We start from the raw sequence: 13,909 nt of genomic DNA, 5'->3' as shown, positions 1-13,909 counted from the left end.
GCGCTGGCGCGAAGTATGACGAACTCCAGCAATAGCGAGACAGAAGGCGGATCGGTCCTCGGCGCGATACTTCGCGGCGAGGGTCCGCTGGTGCCCTATTTCCGCGCGGCGATGCTGTTCTCGCTGGTCGCGAACCTGATGATGCTGGTCTCCCCGCTCTACATGCTGCAGGTCTACGACCGGGTGCTGACCTCGGGATCGACCGAGACGCTGATCCTGATCTCGGCGGTGGCGGCGCTGCTGCTCGTGGTGTTCGCGATTTCCGAGATGGCACGCAGGCGAGCGGTCGCGCTCGCGGCGGCCGAGCTCGAAGCGGCCTATGACGAGCAGATTTTCCGCGAGGCGCTGGCCGATAGCGACGGGAACACGCTGCGGGTCAGCCAGGGGCGGCTCTCCACTCTGCAGTCCTTTCTGGCGCAGGGACTGGTCCTGCCGCTGTTCGACCTGCCCTTCGCGCCGTTTTTCCTCGCGCTGATGTTCCTCGTCCATCCGGTGATCGGCGGGCTGGGCGTGCTGGGGGCTGCGATTGTGCTGGGGGTCGCCGTCTACAGCGAGCTGACCACGCGCAGCGCGGTCGAGCGGGCACAGGCGGCGGAAGCGGGCGCGAGCCAGTTCGCCGCCCTGCTCGAACGCCAGCGCAGCGCGGTGATCGGCATGGGCATGGTCGGCGCGACCTTTGCCGACTGGCAGGCAAGGAAGGGCGCCGCGAGCGCGGGGACGATCGCGCGCGCGAACGAGAACGGGGCCTTCACCTCGATCGCGCGGACCCTGCGCATGGGGCTGCAGATCGCGGCGCTGGGGATTGGCGCGGCGCTGGTGCTGGCGCAGGAGACCACGCCCGGCGCGATTATCGCATCCTCGATCATCATGGGCCGCGCGCTCGCCCCGATCGACCAGTCGGTCTCGATGTGGCGGCAGCTGATCGCCGCGCGCACCGCATGGCGCGAGCTGGGCACGAGGCTGTTCGGCCCCAAGAGCAGGCCTGCTATTACCGAGATGCCTCGGCCCACGCCTTCGCTGGCGGTCGAGAACCTCGAACTGGCGGTGCCCGGCAGCGAGAAGCCGCTGGCGCCCAAGTTCTCGATCAGGGTGGCAGCGGGCGAAGTCGTCTGCCTTGTCGGCACAGTGGGCTCGGGCAAGACGACATTGCTGCAGACGCTCGCGGGCGTGTTCCCGCCGCTGGCGGGCACCGTGCGGCTTGGCGGGATCGATCTGCACGTGTGGGACAGCACCGATCGCGGGCGCCATATCGGCTACCTGCCGCAGGACGGCGAGCTGGTGCCCGGCACCGTTGCGCAGAACATCGCCCGCTTCGGCGATGCGGAGCGCGAGGAGATCTTCGCAGCGGCTCGCAGCGTGGGCGCCCACGATCTCATCGCCGCGCTGCCAAGGGGCTACGATACACAGGTGGGCGCAGGCGGCGCGCATCTGAGCCGCGGGCAGGTCGCGATGATCGCGCTGGCCCGCGCGTTCTTCCGCGAGCCCGCGCTGATCCTGCTCGACGAGCCGTCCGCAAACCTCGACCGGGCACTGCGCGAATCGCTGATCGAACTGATCGGGCGCGAGAAGGCCGCCGCGCGCAGCGTCGTGCTGCTGGCGACCCACGATCCCTCGATGATCCAGCTTGCCGACAGGGTCATGCTGCTCTCCCCCGCGCGGGTCGCGGCGGTGGAGCCGCAGGCCTATCTCGCCGGGCTGGAGCAGGCGGCAGCGCCCGCCGGAGTGGTCGCGATAGGCAACCGGTCGTGATGGGCGTGCTGCGATCCGATCCCACGCTGCGGCGATCCGGCATCGCCTGCCTCGTCCTGTTCGGGCTGTTCATCGTCTTTGCGGGCATGGCTCCGCTAGCCGAAGGGACGACCGCGTTCGGCAAGGTGGCGGGCGACAGCGACCGGCAGGTGGTCCAGCATCTCGAAGGCGGGATCATCGATGAAATCCTGGTCGAGGAAGGCGACAGCGTCGAAGCAGGGCAGCCGCTGATGATCCTGCGCGATGTCGCCGCGACCTCGGGCCGCGAGCGCGCGGCGATCGACCAGGCGGAGAACGCGGCGAGCATCGCGCGGCTGCGCGCGCTGTCCGCAGGCGCAGCCGATCCCGATCTCGACCGGGTGGACTTCTCCGGGGTGCCTGCGGAGGCGAAGGCCGAGATCGTCCAGCGCCACCGCGACCTGTTCTTCCAGCAGCGCCGCAAGGTCGATGCCGATGTCGGGGTGCTGGAAACGCGCCGCGCAGGCCTCGCCGCCTCGGTCCGCAACCGGCAGGCCGAGATCGACGGCAACGCGCGCCAGCTCGCTATCGTGCGAGCAGATTTGGCGGACAAGCGCGGCTTGCTACGCGAACAGCTGGTGACCCGCTCCGAAGTCACAGGGCTCGAACGGGAGGAGGCGCGACTCTCGGCAGAGCTGGGCCGGCTCAACACCGCCCGCGCCGCCGATACCGCTGAGATGGCCGATCTGTCCGAACAGATCGCGCAGGCCCGCGCGCAGTTCTCCGAAACCGTCGCCGCCGACCTGGTCGAGGAGTTCGCCCGGCAATCCGAACTCGAGGCACGGCGGACATCGGTCGAGGACGTGGTCGAGCGCAACGTCATCAGCGCGCCGATGGCAGGGGCCGTGCTCAACCTGCGCTACCGAACTGCCGGCGGCGTGGTGACGCCGGGCGAGCCGATCCTCGAGATCGTGCCCGAGGGCGAAGGGCTTGTCGCCACGGTCGAGATCCGCCCGTCCGACATCGAGGACATTTTCCGCGGCCAGAAGGTGCGCGCGCGCCTCGCCGGGATCGACAGCTGGCGCTCGCCCAGCATCGAGGGCGAGGTCACCCGGGTCAGCGCCGACCTGAAGACCAGCGCCGACGGGTCCTACAGCTTTTACGAGGCGCGCATCCGGATGGACGCGGGCGAACGCGCTCAGATCGATGCGAAGATCGTGCCCGGCATGCCGGTCGAGGCCTTCCTCGAGTCGGGCCGCAAGCGCACCATACTCGACTATTTCTTCGAACCGCTCACCAGCATCCTTCGGCGAGGCGCGCGTTCGTGACTTTTGTGGAGTGGCTTGGTGTCCCCTGTGCACTTCTGTGCGCCGTTGTGGGCACCTTGAGCGCGTCTCCGCTGGCAGCCCAGGACGATGCTATCGGTCCGCCGAGCCCCTTCGGCGAACAGCCCGCGCCCGGCGCCTGTCTGACCCTTCCCGAAGCGCTCGCTTTGGCGCAGCAGCGCGGCCCGGAAGTCTCCGCCGCGCGCGCCAATGCCTCGATCGCGCAGGCGCGCCTGCGGCAGGAGCGCGGCACCGCCTTCCCGCAGGTCTCCGCCTATGCCCGCGCTGCGGAGGGCGACAGCGGGCTGGTCGACGGGCGGACCAATACCCAGACCGGACTGGTCCTCTCGCAGCGCCTGTTCGATTTCGGGCAGAGCGCCGCGCGCAGGCGTGCGCTCGGCGCACGGAGCCAGGCGGCCATGCTCGAAACGCGCGAAGCCGCGCTCGACCTGCAGGGCGATGCAGGGCTCGCCTTCCTCGGCATTCTCGAACTGACCGAACTGGTCGCCGCGGCCGAGCGGCGCGAGGAGCGCTTCCGCACGCTTGCCGAAGGCCTGCCGCGCAGGCTCGAGGCCGGGCTCATCACCATCGCCACCGCCAGCAGCATCCGCGCCGAGATCGCCTCGGCCCGCGCCGACCGGGTCGAGCGCGAGGCATCGCTGGGCAGCGCGCGGATCCGCTTTGCCAGCCTGGTGGGCGATATGGCGGAGCCGTGCAGTGGGCAGATGGCGGTGGGGGTTGCGCTCATCTCTCCGTTCGCCGCCGAAGAAAGCGTGGCCCACGCGATCGACACCGCGCCCGGCATGCTCGCCGCCGATGCGCGGATCGACGCCGCGCGCGCCGATGTCGATGTCGCCCGGCGCATCCAGCGGCCCGAGATCAGCGTGCAGGCGGTCGGCGCCTATCAGTACGACCGCCTGTTCGACCGCTGGACCACCGCGCGCAGGGTAGGGCTCGACGTCTCGATGCCGCTGTTCGGCGGCGGCAGCTACGGCGGGGAGCGCGACGAGGCGCTTGCGCGGCTCGCAGGCGCCCGAGCCGAGGCGGACCGCGAACGCCGGGACCTTGCCGAACAGCTTCGCGCCAGCCTTGCCCGCGCCGACGCCTTCGCCGCTCTCGCCGATGCGCGAGAGGACGAGGTCGGCGCGCTTGCCGCCGAGGTTGCTGCGGTTCGCCGCCAGTTCGACGAGGGCCTCAGGCCCTATCAGGAATACGAACTGGCCGAAGCGGCGCTCGCAGGCGCCGAGGCCGAGGCGATCCGGGCGCAGTACCGCGCGCTGCGCGAACGGCTGACCATCGCCGTATTGACCCAGGCCATACCCCTTTCCGTTTCCGAGGATACCGAGCGATGACCGCCGCCCAGAAGCCCGCCGCAAAAAAGACCGCCGCAAAGAAGACCGTCGATGCCAGCACCGCCCAGACTGCCACGCCGGGCGACGCAAGGTTCGAAGTCAACGTCTCGCGCGGGTTCGAGACATGGCTGGCCAGTCAGAACGCGAGCGTCGCGATCACCACCTATCAGGTGGGGAAGGTCATCCTCTTCGGCATCGGGCAGGAGGGCAAGCTGTGGACCTACAACCGCAATATCGGTCGCTGCCTGGGCATGGCGAGCGCCGCGGACGTGGGCAGCGGCAAGCCCAGGCATCTGTGGATCTCCAGCGAGACGCAGCTCTATCGCTTCACCGACGTGCTCGAAGATGGAGCCAGCGCGGTGAAGGGCTCGGATGCGCTCTACATGCCGCGCCTCAGCTACTTCACCGGCGATCTCGACGCGCACGACATCGGTATCGACGGCGAGAGCCAGCCGGTCTTCGTCAACACGCTGTTCAACTGCCTCGCGCGCCCCTCGGCCGATCACAGCTTCGTGCCCGTGTGGAAGCCGGACTTCATCAGTGCATTGGTGGCCGAGGATCGCTGTCACTTGAACGGGCTCGCCATGCGCGACGGCAAGCCCGCCTTCGTCACCGCGATCAGTGCGACCGACACTTACGACGCCTGGCGCGACGGACGCCGCGACAGGGGCATCGTGATCGATGTCGAGACGGGCGAGATCGTGTGCGGGGGCCTCTCCATGCCGCACTCACCGCGCTGGCACGAGGGCAAGCTGTGGCTGCACAACAGCGGCAAGGGCGAGTTCGGCTATGTCGACCTCGACGCCAAGTCCTTTGTCCCGGTGGCGTTCTGCCCCGGATACCTGCGCGGCCTCGCCTTCATGGGCGATGTCGCGGTCGCTGGCCTCTCGTTGCCGCGCGACAACAAGACCTTCAGCGGCCTCTCCCTCGACGAAGAGCTCGACAAGCGCGGCATCTCCCCGCGCGCCGGGCTCTATTTCATCGACACCAAAAGCGGCACCATCCTCCACACGATCAACTTCGAAGGCATCGTCACCGAACTCTACGACGTCGTCGCACTCCCCGGCATACGCCAGCCAGCGATGATCGGCCCCACCTCGGAAGAACTCAAACGCACGCTCTCCATGGGACCGACCCAAGAGCTGTGAAGTGGGGCGAAGGGCCAATCGCGACGTGAACACGGCGATACGGGTGCGTCAAAGGCTCCATCCCGGCAGTACAAGTTCGGGTGCGATGAGGCGAATGGCGACGGCCTGCCTATGACCGACATTCGGCGCAAAGCGGCAGCGGCTCGCCAGATAATCTGGGGCTGAGACGTCCCTCCGATTCATCGCGAGGCGATAGAGGTCGATCATCGGAGCCACGCTGGGTGGCTCAACGCTGGAACTGTTATTGACATGCATTCGCAATGAGGTCATTCGCACTGGTCTGTCATTTTGGATCGGCACTTTTGATGAATCAGGCGGTCAAGAACGCAAAGATCGCGAGGCCGAAGCGGCGGTCGCGTTTCTCGCCCTTCTGGATGCGCCAGTTTCATACCTGGCACTGGATGAGCAGCGCGATCTGCCTCGTCGGGATGGTCCTGTTCGCGATCACCGGCATCACGCTCAATCATGCGGGGACGATCGAGGCGGACCCGACGATCGAGACGCGCGAGGCTACGCTGCCCGCCGACCTGCTGTCGCAGCTGCGCGCTTCACCGGAGGGCGAGCCGGCCGAGGCACCGAAGGAATGGCTTGAGCGCGAGTTCGACATCGAGCTCGATGGTAGGCGCCCCGAATGGACCGGGACCGAGCTGTATGTGCCGCTGCCGCGCGCCGGAGGTGACGGGTGGATCGCGATCGATCTGGCTTCGGGAGATGCCACGCTCGAAGACACCGATCGCGGCGCAATTGCCTACCTGAACGACCTGCACAAGGGGCGCGACACAGGCCTCGCCTGGGCGTGGTTCATCGATATCTTCGCGGGGGCCTGCGTCATATTCTGCGTGACGGGCCTGCTGCTGTTGCAGGTCCATGCCCGCAAGCGCCCCTCGACCTGGCCGATCGTTGGCGCCGGCCTCGTCATTCCGCTGCTTCTCATCCTTTTCCTGATGCACTGACCGCTACACTTTTCCGAACGAGGACCCGTTCATGCGTAAAGCCTACCGAATTGCCATTCCCGTGACCGCTGCTGCCGTGGCGGCGCCCGCTGCGGCGGGGGAGATGCAGGTGCGCGTAGAGATCCCGCGCTTGCGCGTGGCCGAATATCACAATCCTTACGTCGCGATATGGCTGGAGGACGCCGACGGTAAGGCGGTGGCCAATCTCGACGTTTGGTACGATGTGGATTTGCGCGGCGACGATCCGCGCAAATGGTTGCCCGATATGCGGACCTGGTGGCGGCGTGCAGGGCGCACCACCGACATGCCCGCCGACGGCATCAGCGGACCGACGCAGGCCCCGGGAAACTACACTTTGCGCTTCAGCGAAGGCACCCGCCCGCTGCCCAGGCTCGCGGCGGGGTCCTATGTGCTGCGCGTTGAGGCGGCCCGCGAGGTCGGCGGTCGCGAGCTTGTCAGCATTCCTTTTCAGTGGCCGCCGGCCAAGCCCATGACGGGTTCCAAATCGGGTTCGAAGGAACTCGGCACCGTGCGTCTTTCCATCCAGCCCTGACCTTCGAAGGATTCCTCTCTATGTTCGCCAAACCTTCCCTCATTGCCGCCGGCCTCGCACTCGGCCTGTCGACCCTCGCGCCCAGCGCCGCCGAGGCGCATCGCCGCTGGCTGCTGCCGTCCGCCACCGTGATGGCAGGCGAGGAGGAAACGGTTACCGTCGACGCAGCAGCGTCCAACGGTCTGTTCATTTTCGAACATCGCCCGCTCGGCCTCGACGATCTGGTCGTGATCGGACCGGATGGCCAGTCCGTCACCCCGGAGATCATCGGTAGCGGCGCTTATCGCAGCGTGTTCGATCTCAAACTCGAAAGCCAGGGCACCTATCGGATCGCGATCGCGAGCAACGGCATGATGGGCTTCTATGAGCTGAACGGCGAACGCCGCCGCTGGCGCGGGAGCCGTGCGGAGCTCGAAACCGCTATCCCCGAAGGGGCGACCGACGTCCGGATCAGCGAGAATTCCGGGCGCACGGAAACGTTCGTGACGCTGGGTGCGCCGAACGAGACCGCGCTGGCGCCCACCAATGTCGGCCTCGAGATGATCCCGGTGACCCATCCCAACGATCTGATCGCGGGTGAGCCCGCGCAGATGCGCTTCCTGATGGATGGCGAGCCCGCGGCCGGGCTGGAACTCGAATTCGTCGCGGGCGGCACCCGCTATCGCGACGAACCTGGCATCCAGACGCTGACCACCGATGCCGATGGCATGGTGACGCTGAGCGCGGACGAGGCCGGGATGTATTATCTCGAAGCATCGGCGGGACGGGGCGAATACGAGGAGGGGACGGCGCGTCGCATGTCCTACACCGCCGTGCTCGAATTCATGCCGCTTTGAGCACAAGGGCCGCAGGCATCGGCGCCGACGATACGCTCGACCTGCTTTTGCCGCCGGGCGAGCCTGTCTGCTCGCCCGCACCGGCAGATGCGCGCCAGATCGCCCTGTCCGGTACGACGATGGGAACGGGTTGGTCGTTGCGGGCACTCGCACCACCGGAACTGGACACGGGACCGATGGCAGCAGTCCTTGAACGCTGTTTCGAAAGCGTGATCGCGCAGATGAGCCAGTGGCGACGGGATTCCCAGCTCAGCCGCTTCAATGCCGGCGCGCCCGGCAGTCGACACCGGATCGGCCCGCAGTTCCGGCAGGTCCTCGACTGCGCACATTCGATACAGCGCGCGAGCGAGCGCGCGTTCGACCCCCTGCTGGGCTTGCATAGCGACCATTGGGGCTTTGGCGACAAAGGTTTCGACGAAGCAGCACCTGCGCCCGCACGGTCTGCAAATGTCGACCTGGGGAGTATCAGGACCGACGAGCCGGACGTCCTGGTTCAGCCGGGCGGTGCGGTGCTGGACCTGTCAGGCATCGCAAAAGGCTACGCCGTCGACATGGGGGTCGCTGCGATCGCGCGGATGGGCATCGGACACATGCTGCTCGATATCGGCGGCGAAACGAAAGCGGTCGGCCTGCGCGCCGATGCACTGCCGTGGTGGATCGACCTGTCCGTACCTCTGGGATCGGTGGCAAGCCGCACGCGGATCGGCCTGACCGGCTGGTCGCTCGCCACCTCCGGCCACTGGGAGCGGCGGCGATTTGCGCAGGATCGCTCCTGGTCGCACACTCTCGATCCCGAGAGCGGTGATCCCACAAACGACGCGCTGTCGGCCAATGTGCTCCATCCCGGCTGCATGCAGGCGGATGCGCTGGCGACCGCGCTGATCGTGTTGGGGCTGGACGAAGGCATTGCCTTTGCAGACCGGCACAGGGTGCCCGCGCGGATCGTGGGGCCGCGGCGCGTCGCCGAAAGCGCCGCGTGGCGCGAATGGAAACAATAGGAGAGCCGCTATGATGGTTCGGATCGAAAACGTGCTGAGTGCCGAGCAGGTCGAGGGCCTTCGCGAGATGATCGACGCGGCGGAATGGGTCGACGGCAACGAGACATCGGGCCACCAGTCGCGCACCGCCAAACGCAACCGTCAGCTTCGCCAGGGCAGCGAAGCGGCGCAGCGGGCAGGCCGGATCGTTCTCGACGCGCTCGGGCAGACGCCGGAGTTCGTGGCTGCGGCACTGCCGCTCAAGGTCTTTCCGCCGCTCTTCAACCGCTACGAGGGGGGCGAGACTTTCGGCAACCATGTCGACAATTCGATCCGCCGACTGGAAGGCGCCGATTTCCGCATCCGCAGTGATTTGTCGGCCACGCTCTTCCTGTCCGAACCCGACAGCTACGAAGGCGGCGAGCTGGTGGTTGAGGACCTATTCGGCGAACACCGGGTGAAGCTGCGCGCCGGCGACATGGTGCTGTATCCCGCATCGAGCGTGCACCGCGTCACGCCGGTTACCGATGGCGTACGCGTCGCGAGCTTCTTCTGGTTGCAAAGCATGGTGCGCGATCCCTTCCAGCGCGAGCAGCTCTACCGGCTCGACCGCACCGTTCGTGTCCTTTCGGCCGATCGGGGGTCGCAGGACGAGGCGGTGATGGAGCTGACCAACCTTTATCACAACCTGATGCGCAGCTGGGCCGACGCCTAGCTCGCGAGAGGGGCGCCCCCACAGATATTCTTGCAAGTGAGAATAGTTCGCATTTGCATTGACTCCGGTTTTCACCTTCCCCATAGGCGCCGTTCATAAAACGGACAGGGAAGAAAGACCGATCATGAAGCGTACCATTGCCGCCCGGCCCGCCACCTATCTCGCCTTGGGATGTGTCGGCTTCATCGCCAGCGCACCCGCTCTCGCAGAAGAGGGCGAGCTGGAAGCGGGTGCCCAGCCAAACTCCAGCATCATCGTCAGCGGCGAGCGTGCGGACGAACTGGAGATTGACGAGAGCACCGCTTCGATCCTCGACACTCCGCGGATCGTGAACGTCGTGACCGAGGAAACGCTGGAGCAGACCGCGTCCTATTCCTTCGAAGAAGCGCTGCGCACGGTCCCTGGCATCACGCTGGGTGCGGGCGAGGGCGGCACCGCAGCGGCGGATATTCCCCTGATCCGCGGTGTCGATGCGACCGGCGATGTCTTCGTCGACGGCGCGCGCGATATCGGATCGCAGACGCGCGAGACCTTCGCGGTCGAGCAGATCGAGGTGTTCAAGGGGCCGAGCGGCGCGCTGGGCGGCCGCGGTGCGGCTGCGGGCGGGATCAACATCGTCAGCAAGACGGCACGCGCGGGCGATTTCGTCTCGGCCACCGGCACGATCGGTACATCCGACCTCTATCGGGTGACCGCCGATATCAACCAGCAGATCGGCGACCAGCTCGCCGTGCGGCTCGTCGGCCTGTTCCACGATTCGAACCAGCCGGGCCGCGATGAGGTCTTCGATGATCGTTGGGGTGTTTCGCCGTCGATCGCGTTCGGCGTGGGCGGCGACACGGTCGTCAGCCTGACCCATTATCACTTCGAGGGCGACCAGCTGCCCGACTACGGCATTCCGCTGACGTCGCGTAACCAGTTGCCCGGCGGGGAACGCGTGCCTGCCGATGTCGACTTCGACAATTTCTACGGCCTTCTGGCGCGCGACTTCCAGAAATCGCGGACGGACACCACGACCTTCAAGTTCGATCACGACATGCGCAATGGCTGGAGCGCATCGGCGCTGCTGCGCTATTCCGACAGCGACATGGACTACATCGTCACCAACCCGGACGACAGCGCCGGGAACGTCGCCAACGGCCTCGTCTGGCGCGCGATCAAGAGCCGCAATTCAAACACCGAAGCGATGACCGCTAACGCGAACCTTTCGGGCGAGTTCGCAACCGGTTCGGTACTCCACAGCCTTTCCTTCGGGGCCGAGTACGCCTGGGCGGATACCTATAATCTGAATTACAACGTCGATACCGGCAACCGGACCTGCCCGCCGGAGGACATCGCGAATTTCAACTGCACCGATCTGCCGAATCCCGACCCGTCCGACCCATGGGACGGCTCGATCACGCGGTCCGATACGCCGTCGCTGTCGGACGCGGAGGATCTGAGCGTCTACCTGTTCGACTCGATCACGCTGGTCCCGCAGCTGATCGTCAGCGGCGGCGTGCGCTATACCGACTACCGCGCAAGCGGCTCCGGCAGCGGTCGCGGGGGGCCCTTTAACGCCGAAGTGCAAACGGACTTCGTCACTTGGCAGGCGGGCGCGACCTTCAAGCCGGTCCCGTCGGTTAGCCTCTACGCTTCCTATGCCGATGCGAAGAACCCTCCGGGGACCGATGTCGGCGCAGGCTCGGCCAATCCGTCCATCAGGAACGAAACCTACTCGCCGCAGGAAACCGAGAATTACGAAATCGGCGCCAAGGCGGAACTGTTCGGCGGCGCGATGCAGGTTTCGGCTGCGGCCTTCCAGGTGGATCGCGGCAATATCATTAATACCGATGCGCTGGGAGAGGTGACCGACGTCTTCGATGCGGCACGCATCCGCGGTTTCGAAATCGGCGTGACCGGGAGAGCGGGCCCCGTCTCGCTCTTCGGCGGGTACACCTATGTCGATAGCGAAATCCGTGAAGACACGGTGTCCGGAAATGACGACCCGACCGATGACGGCGATTCCAACGTCGGCAACACGCTGCCCAATACGCCCAAGCACAATCTCTCGCTGTCCGGCACAGTCGAGTTCGATGAGCGCTTCAGTGTCGGCGGCGGGGTCTATTACCAGTCCGAACGCTTCGCGGACGGTGGAAACCTGATCTCGGCAGACGGGTACGTGCGGGCGGACCTGTTCGCCGCGTTCGCCATCACCGACACGCTCGGCCTGCGCCTGAACGTGAAAAATGTCGGCGACGAGCGGTACGTCACCAAGCTGCGCAATCCCCACTTCGCGGTGCCGGCGAACGCACGCCAGGCGGTGCTGTCGGTCGCGTATCGGTACTGATTGCAACCTGCGCGGGTCATCCATCGAAGCGGTCCGCTTCATGGATGACCCGCCGCAGCTCAGAATTGAACGGTCCGCAAGCCCACGCAGCGGCCGTCATCGTGTCCTGTCACGAGCTGGCTGCAGGCGGCCGCTCAGGAACCGAGGTACTGGCGAGGGGACTGGCCAAAGGTGCGGCGGAACATCGCGCTGAAGCCGCTCGCGCTCTCATAACCGACTTCATACGCTGCGCGGGTGATGGACATCCCTTCGCTCAGGAGCGAGAGCGCCTCCATCAGCCGGACCTGCTGGCGCCACACCGCCAGTCCCATGCCGGTTTCGGCCTTGAAGGACCGGGTCAGAGTCCTCCGGCCCATCCCGATTTCCTTTGCCCAGTCGTCGATATCGCGCGTGCAGGAGGGATCCTTGAGCAGCGCCTCGCATATTTTCAGCAGGCGCGGATCGCGCGGCATGTTCACCTGATAGGGCGCATCGGGCATACGCTCGATTTCCTCCAGCAGCAGCGCAATGATGCGTCCGGCGCGACCGTTTTCATCGGCCGGTGAATCCAGCTTCGCAGCCTCGAGGATCAGCGCTCTCAGGAAATCGGAGACTTCGAAGGCACGGCAATTGTGGCCGCGGGCTTTCAATTCGGGCTCGAGATAGAGCGTGCGCAGCGAGACCGGTCCGCGGCAATAGACCTCGTGATCGGTATTCGCCGGTATCCACACTGCCCGTTGGGGAGGGATGACGTAGCTGATATCGGGCGTACGGACCGACATCACCCCGGCAGAGGCGTACAGGACCTGGATATGATCGTGCTGGTGGAGGGGGTCGAGGTATCCCGACGGATATTCGTCCACCAGAACCACGACCGGCTGTTTTCTAGCGAGAATGTCGAAGCTGTGTTGCATTGAACCTTCTCGAATACGGACCGATTGAAAGGCAATGGCGAAAATATTGCAAGTGCGAGACAGAGCTTGGCCTGATCGTACGCGTGATTGACCCGTCCGGAGTAGAGATGAGGCTACGGTCGCATTAGCCGAGATCGGGGAGAAATGCAGGATGAAGGGTTAGAAAATGGGGAGATTCGAAGCGAGCGATGCTCGCGTGGATCCCGACATCGCCAGGTTCGTCGCCGAACTGGAACAGGCCTATGCCGAACACGCTACGCAGCAGCCCGCCGACCCGACCGAACGCCGCAGGATTGCCGAGCTCGTGCGCAAGGAATGGCGTAGCGGTGGCCCGCCCATGGCCGAAACGAAGACCTGGGAACACGAGGGTTTGCGGTTGCGCCTTCACCGCCCGATCGACGAGGCTGGCCTGCCCGTCCTGTTCTATATCCACGGTGGCGGCTGGACGATCTTCAGCATCGACACGCATGATCGGCTGATGCGCGAATATGCCGCGCGCGCAGGCATTGCGGTGATCGGTATCGACTACAGCCTTGCTCCCGAAAGCCGCTATCCCATCGCGCTGAACGAGGTGGTCGATACGCTCGACTGGCTCGAGCGCGAGGGCGGCGAGCTTGGCATCGACACGCAGCGCATGGCCATCGGAGGAGATTCGGCGGGGGCAAATCTCTGCGTTGCCGCATGTCTGCGCCGGCGCGATGCCGGGGGCAGCCTGCTTGCGGGAATGCTGCTGAACTACGGCGCCTTCGATCCGCAGCCTCGGCAAAGCTACAAGGCCTTTTCCGGCCCGCAATACACGCTCGAGGCCGACGAGATGGATGCCTTCTGGCGCGGCTATGTGCGCAGCGAAGAGGATCTGGACGATCCTTTGGTCGCGCCGATCAGGGCCAATCTGGAAAGGCTTCCGCCGGCATTCGTGGGCATCGCCGAATGCGACATTCTCACCGATAGCAACATCGCCTTTGCCGACCGGCTGGAGGCCGCAGGGGTGCCCGTACAGCGCACCATCTATCGTGGCGCCACTCACAGCTTCCTCGAAGCGATGGCCATCGCGCCGATCGCGCGCCGCGCCCTCGCCGAGCAGTCCGCATGGCTGCGCGAACGGCTGGACATGGACTGAC

The 13,909-nt window shown here is 66.0% G+C and carries 13 protein-coding genes; 11 read left to right on the top strand and 2 right to left on the bottom strand.

Annotated features, from left to right (window positions below; translation table 11 throughout):
• Positions 1-15 precede the first annotated feature (15 nt).
• The 4 genes from DL238_RS13090 to DL238_RS13075 are packed head-to-tail and all read left to right on the top strand — an operon-like array spanning position 16 to position 5,532.
• The gene (locus DL238_RS13090) at positions 16-1,749 is read left to right on the top strand and encodes a type I secretion system permease/ATPase (RefSeq protein WP_115492667.1); all 1,734 of its coding nucleotides are present in this window, start codon (positions 16-18) and stop codon (positions 1,747-1,749) included.
• Positions 1,749-3,035: an HlyD family type I secretion periplasmic adaptor subunit gene (locus tag DL238_RS13085; RefSeq protein ID WP_115492666.1), complete on the top strand. Its 1,287-nt coding sequence runs from the start codon at positions 1,749-1,751 to the stop codon at positions 3,033-3,035. The genes DL238_RS13090 and DL238_RS13085 overlap by 1 nt, the downstream gene beginning before the upstream one ends.
• A gap of 56 nt (positions 3,036-3,091) precedes the next feature.
• Positions 3,092-4,384 carry a TolC family protein gene (locus DL238_RS13080; protein ID WP_181883919.1) on the top strand — a complete coding sequence of 431 codons (1,293 nt, stop codon included), beginning with the start codon at positions 3,092-3,094 and terminating at the stop codon, positions 4,382-4,384.
• Positions 4,381-5,532 carry a TIGR03032 family protein gene (locus DL238_RS13075; protein ID WP_115492664.1) on the top strand — a complete coding sequence of 384 codons (1,152 nt, stop codon included), beginning with the start codon at positions 4,381-4,383 and terminating at the stop codon, positions 5,530-5,532. The genes DL238_RS13080 and DL238_RS13075 overlap by 4 nt, the downstream gene beginning before the upstream one ends.
• A 48-nt stretch (positions 5,533-5,580) precedes the next feature.
• Here DL238_RS13075 and DL238_RS16400 read toward each other — a convergent pair whose 3' ends face one another.
• Positions 5,581-5,739 (bottom strand): hypothetical protein, encoded by a 159-nt coding sequence (locus DL238_RS16400; protein ID WP_183312835.1) that lies wholly within the window; start codon positions 5,737-5,739, stop codon positions 5,581-5,583.
• Between the two features lie 98 nt (positions 5,740-5,837).
• Between DL238_RS16400 and DL238_RS13070 the strand changes: the two genes are divergently transcribed.
• The 6 genes from DL238_RS13070 (at position 5,838) to DL238_RS13045 (ending at position 11,895) form a co-directional block, all read left to right on the top strand.
• On the top strand, positions 5,838-6,485 hold the full coding sequence (locus DL238_RS13070; RefSeq protein ID WP_181883918.1) for a PepSY-associated TM helix domain-containing protein: 648 nt from the start codon (positions 5,838-5,840) through the stop codon (positions 6,483-6,485).
• A 31-nt stretch (positions 6,486-6,516) separates the two neighbouring features.
• Positions 6,517-7,038, top strand: a complete 522-nt coding sequence (locus DL238_RS13065; protein ID WP_115492662.1) for a DUF2271 domain-containing protein — start codon at positions 6,517-6,519, stop codon at positions 7,036-7,038.
• A gap of 20 nt (positions 7,039-7,058) precedes the next feature.
• A complete protein-coding gene (locus DL238_RS13060; RefSeq protein ID WP_115492661.1) occupies positions 7,059-7,874 on the top strand; it encodes a DUF4198 domain-containing protein in 816 nt (271 codons plus the stop codon).
• Positions 7,871-8,872 (top strand): FAD:protein FMN transferase, encoded by a 1,002-nt coding sequence (locus DL238_RS13055; protein ID WP_115492660.1) that lies wholly within the window; start codon positions 7,871-7,873, stop codon positions 8,870-8,872. The genes DL238_RS13060 and DL238_RS13055 overlap by 4 nt, the downstream gene beginning before the upstream one ends.
• Positions 8,873-8,882: 10 nt before the next feature.
• Positions 8,883-9,566: a Fe2+-dependent dioxygenase gene (locus tag DL238_RS13050; RefSeq protein WP_115492659.1), complete on the top strand. Its 684-nt coding sequence runs from the start codon at positions 8,883-8,885 to the stop codon at positions 9,564-9,566.
• Positions 9,567-9,690: 124 nt separating this feature from the next.
• Positions 9,691-11,895 carry a TonB-dependent receptor gene (locus DL238_RS13045; RefSeq protein ID WP_115492658.1) on the top strand — a complete coding sequence of 735 codons (2,205 nt, stop codon included), beginning with the start codon at positions 9,691-9,693 and terminating at the stop codon, positions 11,893-11,895.
• A gap of 134 nt (positions 11,896-12,029) precedes the next feature.
• On the opposite strand, the gene DL238_RS13040 is transcribed toward DL238_RS13045, so the two are convergent.
• Entirely contained in the window at positions 12,030-12,788 is a 759-nt protein-coding gene (locus DL238_RS13040; protein ID WP_115492657.1) for an AraC family transcriptional regulator, read from the bottom strand.
• 166 nt (positions 12,789-12,954) lie between these two features.
• On the opposite strand from DL238_RS13040, the gene DL238_RS13035 reads away from it, so the two are divergent.
• Positions 12,955-13,908 carry an alpha/beta hydrolase gene (locus DL238_RS13035; RefSeq protein ID WP_115492656.1) on the top strand — a complete coding sequence of 318 codons (954 nt, stop codon included), beginning with the start codon at positions 12,955-12,957 and terminating at the stop codon, positions 13,906-13,908.
• Position 13,909 lies beyond the last annotated feature (1 nt).

Source organism: Alteriqipengyuania lutimaris (assembly GCF_003363135.1).
In the GTDB taxonomy this organism is placed as follows: domain Bacteria; phylum Pseudomonadota; class Alphaproteobacteria; order Sphingomonadales; family Sphingomonadaceae; genus Alteriqipengyuania; species Alteriqipengyuania lutimaris.
Note: the sequence above shows the minus strand (reverse complement) of the source record. Positions and strands in the feature narration are given on the sequence as shown.